This is a genomic window from Nocardia gipuzkoensis, assembly GCF_021183645.1.
GTDB lineage: Bacteria > Actinomycetota > Actinomycetes > Mycobacteriales > Mycobacteriaceae > Nocardia > Nocardia abscessus.
Genome location: NZ_CP089225.1, coordinates 1600679 through 1617935, shown reverse-complemented (window position 1 = coordinate 1617935; position 17257 = coordinate 1600679). Strand labels below are relative to the sequence as shown.

The 17257-nt window shown below is 68.7% G+C and carries 18 protein-coding genes; 16 read left to right on the top strand and 2 right to left on the bottom strand.

The window, feature by feature from the left end:
- Nucleotides 1–44: 44 nt before the first annotated feature.
- The 15 genes from LTT66_RS07535 to LTT66_RS07465 all read left to right on the top strand — a co-directional run bounded on the left by LTT66_RS07535 (nt 45) and on the right by LTT66_RS07465 (nt 11738).
- Nucleotides 45–332: a hypothetical protein gene (locus LTT66_RS07535; protein ID WP_228820422.1), complete on the top strand. Its 288-nt coding sequence runs from the start codon at nt 45–47 to the stop codon at nt 330–332.
- A gap of 40 nt (nt 333–372) precedes the next feature.
- Nucleotides 373–864 (top strand): DUF6301 family protein, encoded by a 492-nt coding sequence (locus LTT66_RS07530; protein WP_233065479.1) that lies wholly within the window; start codon nt 373–375, stop codon nt 862–864.
- Nucleotides 861–1304 carry a TY-Chap domain-containing protein gene (locus LTT66_RS07525; RefSeq protein ID WP_233065477.1) on the top strand — a complete coding sequence of 148 codons (444 nt, stop codon included), beginning with the start codon at nt 861–863 and terminating at the stop codon, nt 1302–1304. Before LTT66_RS07530 ends, LTT66_RS07525 begins: the two co-directional genes overlap by 4 nt.
- 109 nt (nt 1305–1413) lie before the next feature.
- Nucleotides 1414–3063 (top strand): hypothetical protein, encoded by a 1650-nt coding sequence (locus LTT66_RS07520; RefSeq protein WP_233065474.1) that lies wholly within the window; start codon nt 1414–1416, stop codon nt 3061–3063.
- 575 nt (nt 3064–3638) lie between these two features.
- On the top strand, nt 3639–5483 hold the full coding sequence (locus LTT66_RS07515; protein WP_233065471.1) for a hypothetical protein: 1845 nt from the start codon (nt 3639–3641) through the stop codon (nt 5481–5483).
- Entirely contained in the window at nt 5480–6259 is a 780-nt protein-coding gene (locus LTT66_RS07510; protein ID WP_233065468.1) for an ESX secretion-associated protein EspG, read from the top strand. The genes LTT66_RS07515 and LTT66_RS07510 overlap by 4 nt, the downstream gene beginning before the upstream one ends.
- A gap of 58 nt (nt 6260–6317) precedes the next feature.
- Nucleotides 6318–6674, top strand: coding sequence for a hypothetical protein (locus tag LTT66_RS07505; RefSeq protein WP_195067220.1), 357 nt, complete (start codon nt 6318–6320; stop codon nt 6672–6674).
- Nucleotides 6675–6712: 38 nt separating this feature from the next.
- On the top strand, nt 6713–7000 hold the full coding sequence (locus LTT66_RS07500; RefSeq protein WP_233065467.1) for a YbaB/EbfC family nucleoid-associated protein: 288 nt from the start codon (nt 6713–6715) through the stop codon (nt 6998–7000).
- Nucleotides 7001–7099: 99 nt separating this feature from the next.
- Nucleotides 7100–7417 carry a type VII secretion target gene (locus LTT66_RS07495; RefSeq protein ID WP_181725608.1) on the top strand — a complete coding sequence of 106 codons (318 nt, stop codon included), beginning with the start codon at nt 7100–7102 and terminating at the stop codon, nt 7415–7417.
- Nucleotides 7414–8793 (top strand): hypothetical protein, encoded by a 1380-nt coding sequence (locus tag LTT66_RS07490; RefSeq protein ID WP_233065465.1) that lies wholly within the window; start codon nt 7414–7416, stop codon nt 8791–8793. Before LTT66_RS07495 ends, LTT66_RS07490 begins: the two co-directional genes overlap by 4 nt.
- Before the next feature lie 32 nt (nt 8794–8825).
- A complete protein-coding gene (locus LTT66_RS07485) occupies nt 8826–9167 on the top strand; it encodes a PE family protein (RefSeq protein WP_233065464.1) in 342 nt (113 codons plus the stop codon).
- A 43-nt stretch (nt 9168–9210) separates the two neighbouring features.
- Nucleotides 9211–10200, top strand: coding sequence for a PPE domain-containing protein (locus LTT66_RS07480; RefSeq protein WP_233065463.1), 990 nt, complete (start codon nt 9211–9213; stop codon nt 10198–10200).
- Entirely contained in the window at nt 10197–10988 is a 792-nt protein-coding gene (locus tag LTT66_RS07475; RefSeq protein WP_233065461.1) for an ESX secretion-associated protein EspG, read from the top strand. Before LTT66_RS07480 ends, LTT66_RS07475 begins: the two co-directional genes overlap by 4 nt.
- A 90-nt stretch (nt 10989–11078) precedes the next feature.
- On the top strand, nt 11079–11384 hold the full coding sequence (locus tag LTT66_RS07470) for a WXG100 family type VII secretion target (protein ID WP_043687506.1): 306 nt from the start codon (nt 11079–11081) through the stop codon (nt 11382–11384).
- Between the two features lie 60 nt (nt 11385–11444).
- Nucleotides 11445–11738: a WXG100 family type VII secretion target gene (locus tag LTT66_RS07465; RefSeq protein ID WP_195067224.1), complete on the top strand. Its 294-nt coding sequence runs from the start codon at nt 11445–11447 to the stop codon at nt 11736–11738.
- A gap of 69 nt (nt 11739–11807) precedes the next feature.
- Here the strand turns inward: LTT66_RS07465 and eccE are convergent, their stop codons facing one another.
- The gene (gene eccE / locus LTT66_RS07460) at nt 11808–13583 is read right to left on the bottom strand and encodes a type VII secretion protein EccE (protein WP_233065460.1); all 1776 of its coding nucleotides are present in this window, start codon (nt 13581–13583) and stop codon (nt 11808–11810) included.
- Nucleotides 13584–13725: 142 nt separating this feature from the next.
- On the opposite strand from eccE, the gene eccB reads away from it, so the two are divergent.
- The gene (gene eccB, locus LTT66_RS07455; protein ID WP_233065458.1) at nt 13726–15234 is read left to right on the top strand and encodes a type VII secretion protein EccB; all 1509 of its coding nucleotides are present in this window, start codon (nt 13726–13728) and stop codon (nt 15232–15234) included.
- 57 nt (nt 15235–15291) lie between these two features.
- Here the strand turns inward: eccB and eccA are convergent, their stop codons facing one another.
- Nucleotides 15292–17124, bottom strand: coding sequence for a type VII secretion AAA-ATPase EccA (gene eccA / locus LTT66_RS07450; RefSeq protein ID WP_233065457.1), 1833 nt, complete (start codon nt 17122–17124; stop codon nt 15292–15294).
- Between the last annotated feature and the right edge of the window lie 133 nt (nt 17125–17257).

The window sequence follows — 17257 nt, the reverse complement described above, 5'->3', positions numbered from 1 at the left end:
TCGGAGCCGACGATGCGAACGAGTAATCATCAACGCGAGGAGGAATGATGCGGATCGACTATCCGACCGACGACGAACTGCGGCAGAACTTCGACGAAATGCTGCGCTCGGTGCTGACCGGCGGTGGCATCCACACCGAGACCGGCCTCGACATGAAGACCGAGGACGCGCTGTGGGCGATCGCCCGCGCGTATCCCGACGTGCCGGACGCGCTGGTCGACGCGGCCCGCGCGGCCTTCGCCGGCCAGCTCGACGGCTCCAATGCCCGCGAGCGCAAAGAGGCGCTGGCCCGCAAGATCGAGGAGCTCGATCGTCGCCGGTCGGCGCGGTGATCATCCGGTGGTCGCCGATGTCACGGCCTAGGGTGGGCGCATGACGGAATGGCGCGCGTTGACCGACAGCGAAATCGTCGCCTTGGCGAGGGGCCTGCGTTCGCTCGACGGCTCCCAGCCGATGGACGCGCTACCCCGGCTGGCGGAGTCGTTCGGCTGGAAGGTGCTGACCGCCCATTCGGATCGGGCACTGCTGGACGTCGGTTTCGGGATGGGCAGCGGCAAGATCCACGGGCGCGAGGGCCTGATCGTGGACGTCAAGGTGCGGGTGACCGATTTCGCCCCGGACGACGCGGAAGGCCGGGCACGCTCGCGGGACACCTTCGCCGCGATGGTCGCCGCGTTGACCGGCGCTCTCGATGCCCCCACCGCCCGGATTCCCGGCGCCACCGCCGAAGTCCGTTGGGCGGGTCCGGAGGCAACTTTGGTGCTGGAGGATCTGGGCCGCTCGGTGCAGCTGTCCCTGGTGGCCAACTCCTGGCTCGCATTGCACGACCAGGCCATCGAGCTGGAGGACCAGGAGCAGAGTTGACCGGGTGGGAAGACTTCGCCGCGGGGCTGGCCGCGGAACTTGCCGCACTGCGCGCCGGATCCATCGTCAAGCTGGTCGAATCCGAGACGGGGCCGCGGCGGCGGTATGCCCAATTCCTCCAGCTCGACGACCTTCTCTCGGCCGAGTTGGTGGATGACGAATGGCTCGACCCCGCCTTGCGCGCCGGCACCGCGGGCCGCGCGGTGATCGCCGATGCGGGCTGGCGGGAACGCGATGCGAGCCACGACAACTGGTGGACAGAACTGCCCTGGCCGAGCCCCTCGGCCGGTTACCGGCGGCTGGCCGACATGGTTGTCACCGGTTTGCGCGACGGGTTCGGCATCGACGCCCCCACCGCCCTGGCCTACACCGCGTGGAACGAACGTTCGGAGAATCGCGAGCTGGACCTGCCGCTGCTCGGCCTGCGGCAGGAGCCCTGACGTGGACCGCGCTCGAACCGGCGTTGTGCCAGGATGGACCGCGAACAGAGCACAGGCATCGTAGTGTGCGCACCGGCTCCGATGCGGTAGATGAGGGGATTTCCGCGACGTGACCAGACCAGGCGGGGAGGCGTCCGACCACATGCCCCGCGACGCCGCGGATGACGGCGATTCCGAGACTCCCGTAGCGCTGCCTGCCGGCCAGGCGTGGACGGCCGACGAGGCGCGGACGGCCGACGCGGCCGCCGCCGATCCGGCCGACCGGTCGGCGGAGGACGCCGAGGCCGGGGAGGAGCCCGATGTCGGCTTTACCCTGTCCGAGGCGGCGCCGGTGGAGGATGTCGCCGAACGCGCCAAGGCACTCATGCACCAGGTTGCTCGCGACCTGGGTGCGGCCGGTCCGCCGGGCTGGCAGCGAGTGCACGCGGTGTTCGCGCTGACGGTGGCCGCGGAGGTGGCGCTGGCCGCCTACTCCGACGACGGGGGCCGCGTCGTGCGGGTGAATCCCGATCCCGGGATCGTGGCGCTGGTCCGGGAGCATCGGCAGCTGGCGGCCGGGTTCGGCGACGGACCTTGGTGGCGTTTGCTTTTGACGTTGACCAGTGCGGGCCGGATCGAGGTCGACTACGACTACGGCGACGAGCCGTTCCCGGACGATCAATTGTTTCCGCCCGAGGTCTACCTCGCGGATCTGGCGGCATATCCCCGGGATTCGCTGCCTGTGTGGCTCGGCGCCTATGTCGGTCACGGCGATCGCCAGTCGCGGCCGCCGCGGGTTGCCGCGGCGCGAGCGCGGGCGGATCGGGAGGCGGGTGTGCGTGCCGTGCCGTCGGAGGACGATCTGCCCTCGTTCCCGCTGATGGCGGCTCGGTGGGCGGTGCTGGCCGCGGCGTTCGTCGCGGTCGGATCACCCTGGGGCCCCCGCTTGCTGCCCTCCCTGAGCTGGTTCGAGGGCGCCAAGCGCAGCGGCTGCTCGCTGTACGCGCTGCCCGGCGGGCGGGCGGTGCTCTCCGGCGGCGTGTGGAACGCGCCGGAACTCGCGGCGGCCTACAACGAAGGCGCCCGATTGCCCGATCTGTACGCGGGTGCGCCGGAGTGGGTGGCCGGTCAAGTGTTGAACCACCGCGCCGCCAGCGGTTTGCTGTCGTTCTGCTACTGGTGGGAGAACGGCCGTTGGTACCGCGGCGAGTCGCCCGGTCCGGACCGGTTCGTCGAAGCGGTGCCGGGCGTGTGGACGTCCGACAGCGTCGTGGACATCGTGACCGGGCTGCTCGGCGACGACTCGACCGCGCCGCCGCGCGCCGCCGTCGGCGCCCTGGTGTCCGCGGCCGAGGCGGGTGTCCTCACGCGGGACACCCTCGCGAGCGTCTTCGGTGACGACGACCGATTCGACGTCGACGGCGCCTTCTTCCAGCTCACCATGGCCGGGGTGACCAGCACCGCGCCGGAGCCGATGGCGCAGGAGGAGGCGATCGCGCGAGTCGCGCGGTTCATCCGCGACAGTGGCGTGGACACCGCGAACTATCCGCCGGAGGAATTGCGCGCCGATCGGATCAGCGTCGGCTGGATGGTCTACGTACCGGTCGAACCGGGCGAGATCGCGATCGGCCGGGCGATCTTCTACCTCGCCGATGACGGTGTGCTGGAACGATCTTCGTCCTCGGTGGCGCCGTCGGCCTACCTCGCCGCGTTCGAACGGCGGTTCCGGGACCGGCACGGCCGGGTGGGCGCGCTCACCTCGCACGACGAAAAGCACTGAGCCGCAGTCGTTCGACCCCATGGTCGCCCGAACGGTCCATAAGGCTGTGTCATCGATCACCCCGGCGGACGCGCTCGTTTGGCTGGGGATCGTGGCGGCGAAATCCGCGTTCTTCCAGGGTTCGAGGGCGAACCTGCTGGTCGGGCGAGGGTGGGCCGCGCCGGAGAGCCACCAGGATTCGGGTCTGTACATGCGGAGGCAACTCGAGTTCCCATAGAATCGTTGGTGCCTCGTAAGACAATATTTGGCATGCCTTAAGAACCGGCTGCCATATTGACGTGTGGCGCACCGCCGGTCGTGGCGCGCCAGCGATGAGGAAGGTCGTCAGCGTATGAGTTGCCGGGCGCAGAAGCGTGATCCCGAGCGCGGGGGCGAACAGGTCACTGCGCCGTGGCGCGCGCATAGCCGACGCCCACGTCAGGGGTGGATTCAGTTGTGCGGGTCGGAGTCTGTGTCTCCGGGATCGGACCTCGGCATCGTATCGCCCCGGGCCGTCGGCACTCATGTCCAGCGCTTCCCACCAGTGACAACAGGGGGAAGGCGCGTGCTGACCGGGGAGCCGGAAGGAGCGTGGCATGTCTGACGAACCGAATCTATGGACCGGCCTGTCCCGTGAGGCCGGGAACGGCACCTTGGAGCTGCGGCCCGGAGCGCTCGAAGGCCTGATCAACGCGGCGAACGGGGTTCGCGTTCGCGTCGCGTCGGTCAAGCGGGAGTTGTCGAAGATCGATTCGCTGCCTCCGTTCGCCGACTTGCTGCTTTCGGCGCAGGCGCTCGCCAGCCGATTTTCGGACAAGGGACGAGAACTCGGTCGCATTCTCGACGACCACATCACCATCCTCGACGACCTGACCGATACTTTGTTCGCGGCAGCCAGGCACTACCAGGGCACCGAGGACACCAGCAGGGTCGATTTCACCACGCTGGAACGCCGGGTGGGCGAGCACAGAGGAATTACCGAAAACCTGTCGGCCCGGCCGGATCCCGCCGGCTTGACCACTGCGGGGGACGGCAGCGGAAACACCTACGCGCATCCGGATTGGAACGAGGTCGGGAACCGGCGCCCGGAGGAGAATCACGGATTGCCGCCCAGCCTGGCGGAGCCGGGTGACGTGGAATTCGAGCCGCGCGGCGCGCGGGCGGACGACCCGGACAACTTCGATTACGCGCAGTATCAGACGATCATCGCGTCGATCACCGATGGCAGTCCGTCCATGCCGATCAAGGTCGCGCAAGCCGCGTCGGACTGGCGGTGGCTGGCCGGGGAACTCAAGGAAACGTTCGACATCCTCAGTAACCAGATGACGAGCAGCCGATCGAGTTGGACCAGCCCGAACAACAACGGCGGCGCCGACCGCGCGCGTCAGGCGATGACCGCGTACAGCACGGGCACCGACCAGCTGAACGCGAACATGAAGCTGATCGGGGACAGCCTCGAATATGTATCGGAATGGCTGTACACCACCGGAGTGCGGCTTCAGCAGGGCGATGACTACCCGCCGCAACGGAACTCGGGGGAGACCGACGCCGCCTATCAGCAGCGGAAAGAAGACGCGGCTGTCCGGAATTACGTCCGTGCGATGGAAGAGGTCTATGTCCCGGGCGTCGAGACAACCGACCAGTTCATCGCGAAACTGCCGGACCCGATTCCGCCGACGACCGGCCAGGTGCCCGGACCAGGCGGCCCGGGGCCCGGTACCGCCAGCGCACCCGGCCCTGGCCCCGGCATGAATTCGGCCCAGCTGCAAGCGATGCAGCGTGCGCAGCAGCAGTCCGAGCAGCAGCGCCAGGCACTCGAAGCCGCGCAGCGCCGAGCGCAGTTGGACGCCGAGCGCCGAGCTGCCCAGCAGCAACAACAACAGCAACAGCAGGCGGCGCAGCAGGCTGCTCAGCAACAGGCCCAGCAGGCGCAGCAGGCAGCGCAGCAACTCGCGCAACAGGCGCAGCAGATCGGCCAGCAAGTGGCCGGTGCGGCGCAACAGGCCGCGCAACAAGCCGCTCAGCAGGCTGCCCAGCAGGCTGCGCTGGCCGGACTGCCCGGCATGCCGAATCTTTCGGACGCGACGAAGAAACTCGAGTCGGCGCTGGCGAAAGGCGCCGGTGGCCCCGGTGGTTCGGCCGGAGGTCCCGGCGCACCGAAGTCGGCTGCGAGTCAGAACCTGGACAAGGCGTCGAAGTTGTTCCCCCGCGCGACGACGAACGGGGTGACCGCAGCCACCGCCGCACGCGCGGGTCTCGCGGCGGGGCAGGGCATGATGGGAGCCCCGATGGGCGGAATGCCGATGGGTGGTCCCGGCGGCGGCGCTCAAGGCGGACAGCAGAAGGAACACAAGCGCGCCGACTACTTGGATTCCACCGAGCACTTGGAAGAGGCGCTGGGCGAGGCGCCACTGGTGGCGAAACCGGTTGTCGAGCAGTGACCGACACGTGGGAGTTCTCCGGTCTCGAATTCGCCGCGGCGTGGAACGCGGTGAAGGAGAGCCTGCCGGATCCGTTCGTCTACCTCAGCGGCACGACGTATTACGACGACGCGTGCCGGGAGAAGTACGAGGCGTGGCAGCGGATTCGGACGCGCTGGGGCCATGAGCTGGAGGAGTTGATGGCCGTGCTCGCGGTTCCCGATATCCGGCTGGTGATCCGTGGGATCGACGGCCGGGATGCGCGGAATGCGAAGGGCTCGATCAGAATGCTCGCCAGCCGCAAGGGAAACCGCGCCTTCCTGGTGACCCAGAAGCCCGGTGCCGAGGGGCGAACCGGGGGATTCACGGTGGTCGAACACGACGTGTTGTCGCTCGGGCACAGCGTGGCCGCCGCATTGCCGAACGTCGATGCCGGTCAGCGGTCTGCCTTCGATCTCATCGAGACCGCCGGCAAGGGCGATGGCCTGGACTATTCCTATGGTCGCTCCCTGGTGAACGACGTCGAAGACCGTGCGGCGAGTCGCAGCGAGTCCTTCGATCGGGCGCCGGCCGCCACAGTCGGCACGATCGTGGTCGAACAGGGGCATTCGCGATTCGGTCCCCGCGGTATCACCCGCTCACATCTGGGCTGGCGCGATCTGGTCGACGACGGGCGCTATGTGATCGTGCCGGGCCGGCCGCCGACGGTGGTCGCGGCGGATGTCAGGCGGCTGGCCGAATTGATCAATGCGCGGATAGTCGAAGTCGTCCAATCCATCAAAGACGAACGAATGTAATGGGGGGCGGCATGCGCGAGATCCTGTTGTCGATCGCAATTTTCGGAAGGGGAGGCCGATGACCGCAGCACAGTCGGGGCAGGCGGGTGAATTTCCCACGGAATTCGTGGCGACGTCGGTGACCGGGTCGATTTCGGTGCGCACCACCGAGATGGGCCTGCCATTGGGAATCAAGGTCGATTCCGATCAGTTGCGCCGGGATCCGGAAGCGCTGGCCGGGGAGATTCTGCGGTTGTGCAAACAGGCGGCGAACCGGGCCGGTCTGGCACGGCGGGCGCATTTGCAGCAACTGGGATTCACCTCGGAGATGCTGGCCCTGACCGGATTACCCACCGAACAGCAGGTGGCGCGGCAGGAGATCATCGATGAGCAGGAGTACGACACCGAACCGCAGAGCTGGCTGCGATCCGTCTGAGCGACAAGGGAATTCGCGAGGTTGTCATGGTCGAAACTATGGACGAGCTCATCGCTCGGGTACAGAATCAGCTCTACCGGCTCACCGATCTCAACGACGCCATGAATGGGATCCGGGTATCCGATACTTCGCCCGACGGCGCGGTGACCGCGGAAGTGGACGGTAACGCCGCATTGGTGGGGCTGAGTTTCTCCGGTGCGGTATCGAAACTTTCGCCGGAGGAGTTCGAGAAAACGGTGGTGGACACCGCGCGAGCGGCCGCGCACCGGGCTTTCTCGGAACGCGGTGCGCTTATCACCGCATTCAATGAGGAGGCCACCGGGTAGTCACCGGATGTTAACCACGACGCGATCGCAAAATGCGGTCTCGGCTAGGTAAGGTTGAATACGAAACGTCGGGGGATGTTTCGGGATTGGACGATGATCATGAGCCACATTGAAGTAGTCCCGGATGCGCTGCGTGTGTACGGAAGCGAATCGGCGGCCATGGCTGCCGGTGTGGGGGCGATCGCCGCGGCCGACCAAGCCGCGACGGTCGCCGCGGTGGTCCCGGTGTTCGGCCTGATCGGCCAGGAGTTCCTCGTCTCGTACGCCTTCGCGCAGGCCAACCACCTGTCGTCGGTGGCGCAGCTCGCCGCCGTGCACGCGGGTACCGCGGTGACGGCGCATCAGGCCGCCGCCACGTACGAGGGCACCGACACCGCGTCGGGCGCGGCCATCGGAGCTATCCGCACGCAGTCATGACGACGCCAGGAGCCACTCCGCCGCCCGGCGCCGATCCGCTGGATCCGGCAGTTCTGGAATTGCTGCGGGGCAGCGCTCTTGCGCCCATGCTGGACATGCCGGTGAACGATGTCCTGCACAGCATGGGTCTACCGCACCTGCCCGAAATCCCGGCCTTCGTGCAGTTGCCGGATCTGCCACCGCTGCCCGCGATCGATCTCGGCGCGCTCATGCGCCCGCTGACCGAGCTGGCCTCCGCGTTCGGCACCGGGCAGCTCGGCGCGCCTGCGGCAGCACCGGCCGGTGCTGCCGCCGCGCCGCCCGCGCCACCGGTCGACCCGACTCAGTTGCTACAGAGCGTGTCCACCGTGATGCAGACCGTGATGCAGGTCGGCTCGTCGCTCGTGCAGACCTTGATGACGGTCTGGCAGGGCATGGCGGCGATGGAGGCCGCGAAGAAGGCCGGTGAGGCGCAGTCCGACGCGGACAAGCTGGCGGCGCAGAGCACACAGGAGAAGTCGGTGCTCGTCAACGCGGCGGGCAGCGTCTTCACGGGCGCCGGGCTGATGTCGGCGGTGGTGGCGAAGTTCTCCACCACCATGGCGTTCGCGCCGCTGCTGGCGGCTTCGCCGGGCGGACAGGGATTCCTGGTCGCCTCCGCGATCGAGGCGATGACCGAGGCGCTGGCGATCACCGCCAAGACGAAGGCCGAAATGGTCGGGCACAGCGCGACCATGACGCAGGCCGGGCAGAAGGTTCCGATCACCAACGCGCCGACGGGTGTGAAGTCGGCCGAACAACTGACCCAGCTGATGAGCATGATCACGCCGCTGATCAGCACGGCGGGCCAGGTGGTTCAGTCGCTGGGGCAGCTGGCGGCGGCGAATCCGTCGTTGCTCGCGCCGAAACCCATCGCGGGCCCTGGCGTGCACGAGGGCACGGGTCAGTCGGAGGAAGGCAAGGAAGGCAGGGAGGGCTCGGCCGCGGGCGGCTCCGGTGGAGCCGGCGGTGTCGGCAGCGGGATCGGTGCGATCGCCTCGCCCGCCGCCCCGCTGAACCCATGGCCGGGAACCCGGGTCGCCGGCGGCTCGCTCGGCGGCACCGGCGCCCCCGGAGCGGTCGGTACCGGCGCGGGAACGTCGTCCGCGGCGTCCACCACCGCGACGAGCACCGGCGCGACCGGAACCAGTGGCGGATACATGCCGATGGGCGCCGGGGCCATGGGCGCGGGCCTGGCCCGCGAGGGGGAATCGACCACCGAGGCGTTGCGCGGCCAGATGGTTACCAGCCAGCACGGCGACGAGGTGGTCGGCCGGATCGAAGGGGTCTCGCTGCCGGTGGTCGGCGCGGCCGACACCACATCGGAACCACCGCCGGATAAGGAACTCACGCTCTGACGCGGGTGCCGAGCAGTACACAGGAGGGTCTCATGAGTGACGCGAGGGGTGAGGTGTACGACAGCGTGCAATTCGACGCGGTCACGGCGGGTAAGGCGTCGTCCGGGCTGGACGCGCTCGCCGACCGGTTGGCGGCGGATCTGCGCTCCGCCGAGGAAGCGTTGACCGTCGTCCCCGCGGGCGGCGACGAGGTTTCCGGCCGGGCCGCGCAGACCGCGAACGACGTGGCGTCGTCGTATCTGGCGAGCGCGCAGGCCAGCGTGCACGAGATGCGCAAGCTGGCGGCCACGCTGCGGCTGCACTCGAACCGGTTCGACGGCATGGAATCGGCCAATACCGCGGATTTCGACACCACGGGCGGCCGGTCCGTCTGATCGGCTCCCGCGTCGTCGAGCAACCGAAAGGTCGTCCCCAGCAATGATCGAACCACCGCAGCCAGGTTTCACCGGCGTGGTGTGGACCGCGCGACCGCCCGAGCGGCTCGCGCGCGACCTCACCACGGGGCCGGGCGCCGTGCCGCTGGCCGAGGCTGTCACCGCATGGTCGCGCCTGGCCGCGTCGTTCGGCGCGGCTGTGGTCGAGTACGAGAAGGTGCTCGCGGACATGCGCGGCGCCTGGCAGTCGGGGCGCAGCGACGAGGTGATCCACCGCGTGACGACCCTGCGGGACTGGCTGGTCGACGCGGCCGCGGCGGCGGCGGCCAACGCCGCCCGCTTCCAGGCCCAGGTCACCGCGTACGAGATCGCCCGGCTCGCGATGCCGAACACCGCGGATCTGGAAGCCATTCAGCAGGTTCAGCGCACGCTCGAGTCGATGAGCGGGATGCTCGGTGCGCCGATCCGGGCGGTCGCGGCGCAGACCGACGCCGAGCAGGACATGGCGAAGGCGGTGGCCTCGCGGGTCATGCAGAACTACGAAATGGCCACCGAACCGCTGGCCATGCCGTGGCAGCATCAGCAGCCGCCCGTGGTGGCGCCGGACCAGGCGCTGACCGCCGAACGCACCGCGTCACCGGCCGAGGTCGCGAAATCGACCGCGGCGCCGTACGGTGCGGTGCCGCTCGGGATGGTGCCCGTCCACGCGATGCCCCGGGTGCCCACCGCGTACCGCGCGCCGGTGTACGCCCAGTCGGGCGCGACGTCCGAAGTCGTGCCGCGCACGACACCGGTTCCGGCGGTGAGCGCAGGCGGCCAGCCCGCCCCGCTCGCTCCCGGCGCCATGGGTTCGGCCGGGGCTGCGCAGGATGGGGCTCGATTCCCACGCGCGGGCCTCCCAGGCGAGGTGAGCGATCAGATCGGGGCCGAGGGCGAAATCCAGGCGGCGCCCGCGGTACTCGGCGGCGCCGAGCCCGCGGCTCGCGCCGTGGCGCCGACGGAAACCAAGCCGGAGACGGGAGGCGCGCAGTGACGTCACTGACGAACGACGCCTTGCTCGTCGTCGCCGAACGGCTCGGGGTGCAGACGCTGCCGCTGGCGTTATCCGTTGGACCGCAACACGATTCGATCGAGGAATACAGAGCCGCCCAGGAACGCGCGGCAGCCGGTCTGACCGGCGACGGTGTGCTCGACGCGGAGGGCGAAGTCGATCCGGAACTGGCCGGTGCGCTGTTCGTGCTGGCCCAGCCGGATTGCGAGCTGGTCGCCCGCATCTACACCGAAGACGGTTCGCGCCGCTTCTGTCTGGCGCGTCGCGGAGAGCGGCACGCGCTCGCCGTGCGCTCGGGCGACAGTTTCGAGGTGGATTCGATCTGGGCCGACGGCTCGGAGGTGTCGCTGGCTCGTCCGCTGCTGGCGGCGCTCGGGCCGTGCGAGCCCGCCGAGATAGCCGGATTCAGCGCGCTCGCCGACGAATTGGCCGACCGGCTGGACACGGCCGAGGGCTCCAGCGGCTACGCCGACGCGATGTACGCGGTCGGTGTCGGCGAACGCGACGCCGCCGTGCTCGGACTGGCGTTCGGCTCCTGCCGGGCCTACGCCGAAATCGTGGCCTACACCTACCAGGACGGGCTGACCAGCCGGGCGCCCGGCGCGGTGGTGGTGTACGACACCGGCCGTGGGCGCATCGTCGTCGCTCCCACGGTCTCGCCGGATCAGCAGATCTGGTCGACGGTCACGACGGGCACCGACCACCGGGTGACTCAGGCGATTGCCACGTTGCTGGAAGGGCTGCCCGGGGGGAGGTGGCTGCCACCGTAGCTCTCGGGTCGCAAGTAACTCGGTTGCCTCACTGCTCGGTGAGATCGTCCGGATCTCACCACCACAAGTTCTGACGGAAGGATCAACGCAATGTCTTACACAACTCTCGGCGACGGCTCGGGGCAGACCTACGGTGTCGAAGAGGGCGGCATCGACAGCGTCGTCAGCCGCATGGAGGATTCGATCTCCACCCTCCGCACCTCGATCAACCAGATCGATGAGTCGGTGCAGGCCGTCGCGCGCGGCTGGCAGGGTGACGCCCACCGCGAATTCAACACCGCGGCCACCGATTGGCACGACGAGGTCACCGCGCTCAACGGCAAGCTCGACCGGCTCTCGCAGGCCGTGACTTCGGGCAAGAACACCATCGTCGGCTCCGACCAGGGCGGTCTGTGACCCCTGGACGGTGTCGCCGTCCAGCCGGATCGCCATCCTCACGACCAGAAGGAAACACCAATGACGATCAAGTACAACTCGCCCGCCATCACCGAGATGGTCGGTGACCTCAACCAGTACGGCTCCAACATGAAGGCGCAGATCGACGAGCTCAACGGCGCCGCCGCCGCGTTCCGCGAGAACCTGCAGGGTGAGCAGGCGGTCACGAACTTCGATACCGCGCACAAGAACCTGACCACCGAGCTGGAGGACACCCTCCAGAAGCTGGACAACCTCGCCGCCAAGGTGGAGAACGCGCTGGGTCGCGCCATCGAGGCCGACGGCAAGGTCGGCGACGGTTTCGCCGCTTTCTGATCGCGCGGACGAACGACGGCCGGCTGGAACGGTAAGGGTTTCCAGCCGGCCGTTTCGTGTGTCCGCCGGTCAGCGCGCCGCCAGCGACTCCCCGATGTAGTGCATCTCGTCCGGCGTGGTGACCATGAGCACCGTCGCGCTGCGTGCGGCCGTGCGCACCGTGATCCGGTTGGGCGCCTGCGGGTCCTGGACCAACGTGACGTCCGCGTCGACCGACCTGCCGGGATCGTCCGGCCGCCGCACGTGCACGATCGTCGCGCCGCCCGCGTGTGCGATCGGCGGGATGCCGTCGAAGACCAGCACCGTCGTGCTCGGATGGGGAGCGGCGGGCGGCGGCGGGGGAGCAGGCGGGTGATAGCTCGCGCCCGCGGCGCGCGGTGCGATCGAAAGTACGTGTGGCGCGTCGAGATTCGCCACCATGGTGTGCCACGCCTCGGGCCGCGCGGTGTGCACGATGGCGTGTGCGCCGAGCGCGGTGGCGCGCAGGATCACCTGCTGGGCCAGGTCCAGGTTGCCGATCACCTCGAGGTGCCGGGTGCCGTCGCCGATCAACGGCACCGCGATGCCCTGGCCGCGCTCGTCGGCGCCGATCAGCTGGCCGCAACCAGCGGTCGGCACCGCGAACCCGGCGAGCGCGGCCAGGGTGCCGCGATAGGCGATGTCACTGCCCCAGCGGCCCGCGTAACCGATTGGCAAGGTGTCCAACAGGATTCGCAGCTGATTGCCGACCAGCTCACGCAACCCGGGCAGTGGCGGCTCCTCCGGCGGCACGACGGTGTCGAAGCGGACGACGGCGTTGAGCACCACGGTGTCGGCGAAATCGGCGTGTCGATCATGGCGGCTCGCGCCCGGCCGCAAGCGCAACGTCACCGTGGTGGACAGGCTGGGCACCGCCCAGATGTCGGCCAGTCCGCGCGGGCCGATCATGTCGGCCGCGATCTGGTACTGGGTGAGGAAGCGGCCTTGGAACTCCAGCGATTTCGGCGATTCGGCGAGCTGGTCGACATCGAAGCCATGGGTGAGCTGGCGCACCGCGGTGTTCATCTCGGTGGCGGTGAGCACCGAGGCGGCGATGTCGTGAGCGGCGAGCCGGTTGGCGACCCGGCGGGTGGCGATGATCGCGGTCCGCAGCGCGCCGCTGCTGCCGCCGCCGCGGTTGTCCACCGCCTCGGCGTTGGCCAGCGGATCCATCCGCAGCACCAGCCAGCAGGTGCGGTGCGCGATAGCGGGCAGCGGGCCGAGGATGCGGTCGTAGAGCTGAGCGGCGACGCCGGTGCCCGCGGTGCGCGCACCGGTGCTCACCACATCGATGCCCGCCAGGGTGAGATCGAATTGATCCAGGCAGCGGGCGATTTCGGGGAGCGGGAGCAGCTGGTCGGTGCTCAGTGAACCGCGATCGAGCAGCGTCAGCGTGTCGGGCGGCGGATCGATCCGGAGCATGGTGAGCAGCAGATCGCCGTCCCAGCGCACGCCGTAACCGCCGCCCTCGGCGAGCGGCACGTCGAGGGCCGGTGCCTGCGCGAGGCGCTCGGCCGGGCGCAGGCCCTGGCGGCGTCGGGCGATCGCGCTGCCGACGCGTTCGGCGGGCGTGCGGCCACCGATCGGTGCGAGACCGGCGAGCCCGGCCACCGCGCCCGCGGCACACGCGCCCCAGATCGAATCGCTGAGCGCGAGAACAATCCAGGCGACAGCGGCGGCGAGTAATGCGACGGGCACGACCACGCGCAGTGGAAAAATGCGAAACAACCAGAATTCCGGATCCCGCAATGTGTCGTAGGCCGACCGGCGTTGAATTCCCGGCTCCGGCGCATCCGAAATTTCGCTGCCGGTTGGTTCGCCGTTCATCGTCTCGTCCACAGTTGTTTATCCCTGCCTCGGCTAGCTGCGGCCACCATTGATCGGCTTCGGATTCCATCGGTTCAGGGCCGTCGGAGAATTACGGTACCGTGTCGAAAGAGATGGTGATCGATAGCTCGATGGAGACCACGTGCCTGCACAGCTGACCACCCGCGCCCAGGTGAACGGATACCGATTCCTGTTGCGCAGACTCGATCACGCACTGGTTCGTCGTGACGTGCGCATGCTGCACGACCCGATGCGCTCCCAGATTCGCTCGCTGCTGGTCGGCGCGGTGCTCGGCGTGCTCGTGGTGGCCGGCGCCGCGATCCTGGCCTTCCTGCGCCCGCAGGGCGCGATCGGCGATGCCCTGATCGTGTCGGGAAAACAGAGCGGCGCGCTGTACGTGGTGGTGCAGCGCGAGGACGGCGGCAAGACCCTGCATCCGGTGCTGAACCTGGCATCGGCGCGGTTGATCACCGGTGCGAACGCCGAGCCGCACGCGGTGAAGGACAGCAAGCTGAACGATCTGCCGCGCGGAGCGCTGCTCGGCATTCCGGGAGCGCCGGGCGCGTTGCCCGGTTCCGCCCAGGGCCACGACTCGGAGTGGTCACTGTGCGAGACGATTCCGCTGTCCGAGGGCGGTAGCGCCGCCGCTTCCTCGGGAGCGACGACGACGGTGGTCGCGGGCAGGCCCGCGCTCACCGACCGGATCCGAACCGCGGGCCAGGAAGAGGCGCTGCTGGTCCGCCGCGACAAGAAGACCTACCTGATCTACGACGGCAAGCGCGCCGAAATCGACCCGGCGAATTCGGTGATGAGCAGGGCGTTGGAGCTCACCGCGCAGCGGCCTCGTCCGGTCGGCGCCGGATTGCTCGGTGCGACGACGCAGGTACCCCCGCTGACTCCGCCGCAGATCCCGCAGGCGGGCGAGCGAGGGCCCGGCCCGCTGGCGGATATCCCGGTCGGCGGGGTCATCTCGGTGTCCGGCGTGGGACGCGACGGCAATTCCGCGCTGTATGTCGTGCTCGCCGACGGTGTGCAGCCGGTGTCGCCGTTCACCGCACAGGTGATCAGGTACGCCGATTCGCACGGCATGCGGGAGATCGCCACCGTGCCGCCCGACGTGCTGGACCGGGTTCCCGTGGTGCGGCGTTTGCCGATCGATGACTTCCCGGTGCGCAACCCCAAGATCCTGCCTGCCGAGGACGCGCCCGTGACCTGTGTGGCCTGGGCGAAGTCGCCGGGCACCGCTCCGGCGCAGCGCGAGGACGACGCGGGCGACGGCCCCGGCGAACGCGCGACGGTCGGCCTGCTGGTCGGCACCCGCCTGCCGATTCCGGAATCCGCGAAACCCGTCGATCTGTCCACTTCCGACGGCGTCGGCGACCGGGTCGACGCGGCCTACATGTCACCGGGCTCGGGGGAGTATGTCCAGGTGACCGGCATGGAGCCGGGCAGCCCGCGCCGGGGCAGCCTGTTCTACGTCGCCGACACCGGTGTGCGCTACGGCATTCCGGACGCCGCCACCGCGAGCGTGCTCGGTCTGGGGAACGCCCCGCGCCTGGCGCCTTGGGCGATCATCGGCCAGCTGGTCCCCGGGCCCACGCTGTCCGCGCGCGAAGCGCTGGTCAGTCACGACTCGCTGCCCACGCAATGACATTAGGCGGACCCGGACACCGGGTCCGCCGAGGCAGCGGGAGACACCAGCGCGGACTCAGTCCGTCCAACCCACGTTCAACGAGGTGAGCAGGCCGGAGAGGGCCAGCTTCATATCCGATGCCTCGATGCGCCGCAGCACCGCCTCATCGATGTCGGTCAGGTCCAGCGATTCGTCGTTGGCCAACCGGAATTCGCGCTCTTCCTCGGCGGCCTCGATCACGTTGCGGACGAAGCGCCCGTTGCCCGCGAGGTCCACGCCGCGGCGCGGCTGCCCGCTCTGGTCGGTGCTCTGCATCGCGTACAGGCGTTCGCAGGCCTGCACCAGCTGCTCGAGGGCACCGTCGGACAGGTCCGAGTCGCGCTTGCGCGCGATGACCTGCCCGATCCGGCCCAATTCCTCGGGGGTGTAGGAGGGGAACTGGAGCCGCTTGGAAAAACGCGAGGCCAGGCCGTCGTTGGCGGTGAGCAGCCGGTCGATCTCGCCGTCGTAGCCCGCGATGATCACGACGAGGCGATCACGGTCGTTCTCCATGCGCGCCAGCAGCGTGTCCACCGCCTCGCGGCCGAACGCGTCGCCGCCCTGCAGGCCGGTCTGGATCAGCGTGTACGCCTCGTCGATGAACAGCACGCCGTCCATGGCGGTATCGATCAGCTTCTCGGTCTTGATCGCGGTGCCGCCGAGATTCTGGCTGACGAAATCGACGCGCTTGGCCTCGACCACCTTGTCGGTCTTCAACAGCCCGACGCCGCAGTAGATCTTGGCGACCACCCGGGCGATGGTCGTCTTACCGGTGCCGGGTGGACCGGTGAAGGCCAGGTGCTGGCCGCGCGGCTGGCTGGCCAATCCCTTCTCGGCCCGGATCTTCGCCAGCTGCGCGGACGACTGAAGCTTGGCCACCTGGGTTTTCACCGAGGCCAAGCCGATCTGCGAATCCAGTTCGGCGCGGGCTTCGACGAGGATCTTCTTCGCCCGGTCCTGGCTCTCGGCCTGCTCCATCTGCTCCATCGACGGTGAGGACGCCGGATCCCACTTGTCGGTCCGCGCGTCGATCACCTCGCGGCTGGTGACGGTGATCCGGTAGGTGCGGTCGCGCATCGCGGCCGCGTTCGCCTCGAAATCCGGCGCCTGCGAGTACACCTTCTCGAACAGCGCCTGGGCTTCCTCCTCGTTGCCCGATTCCCGCAGGCACAGACCGCGGCAGAACATCGCGGTGGAACGGGCGGCCGGGATCGGGCCCGCCTCGGCCTGCTGCATCCGCCGGATCGCTTCACCGAACAAGCCGAGCTGGGCACAGGCGGTGCCCACCATGACGTGCGCGCCCGCCGCCAGATACGGGTCCTCCCAGTCCGCCGAACCGGCGAGCACCGTCATCACATCGGGCCAGCGCTGAGTGTTGTAGTGCAGGACGCCACGCACATACGCGCAGATGCGGTTGTCGATCTCGCCTTCGGTGTTGCTGAGCTGACCTCTGCGAAACGTGTCGAGATCGTCGAGCACCCGCTCGGCCTCGTCGTACTCCTTGTCGGCGATCAGGTGCGCCGCCCAGGCGAGCGTGATCTCGGTGTGGTTGGTCAGCGGATAGTCGATGTACAGGCCGGGCAGGAAGCGGCCGGCGAGTTCACGCGGACGCAGACCTAGCCTGCGTTGCTCGCGATAAAGCGTGCTCGCACTGGTCTTGTGCAGATTGAACAGAACGTCCTTGGTCAGCTCTCCGGCGGCGGCGCGGCCGAGCCAGGCGTCGCACATCGTGGGATCCCACTCCGTGGCGCGTTGAAAAGCCAGTTTTGCATAGTCGAGATCACGTGCGGATTCTTGCCCCTCGATGGACAATCCGAGCGACAGGATTCCGGCGTCGAATGCGCGTTGTGCTTGGCGGTTGCCGGTCATTGCTGTCGAACCCCGAAATCTTCGTTTCTCGTAGTAGAGACGTTCATCTGGATACCAGACTACCGATCGCGCGTGGCCCGGTGCGTCCGTTACATTAGGTTCAGCTGCCGGGAGGTCGCAACGCAAGAGTCGT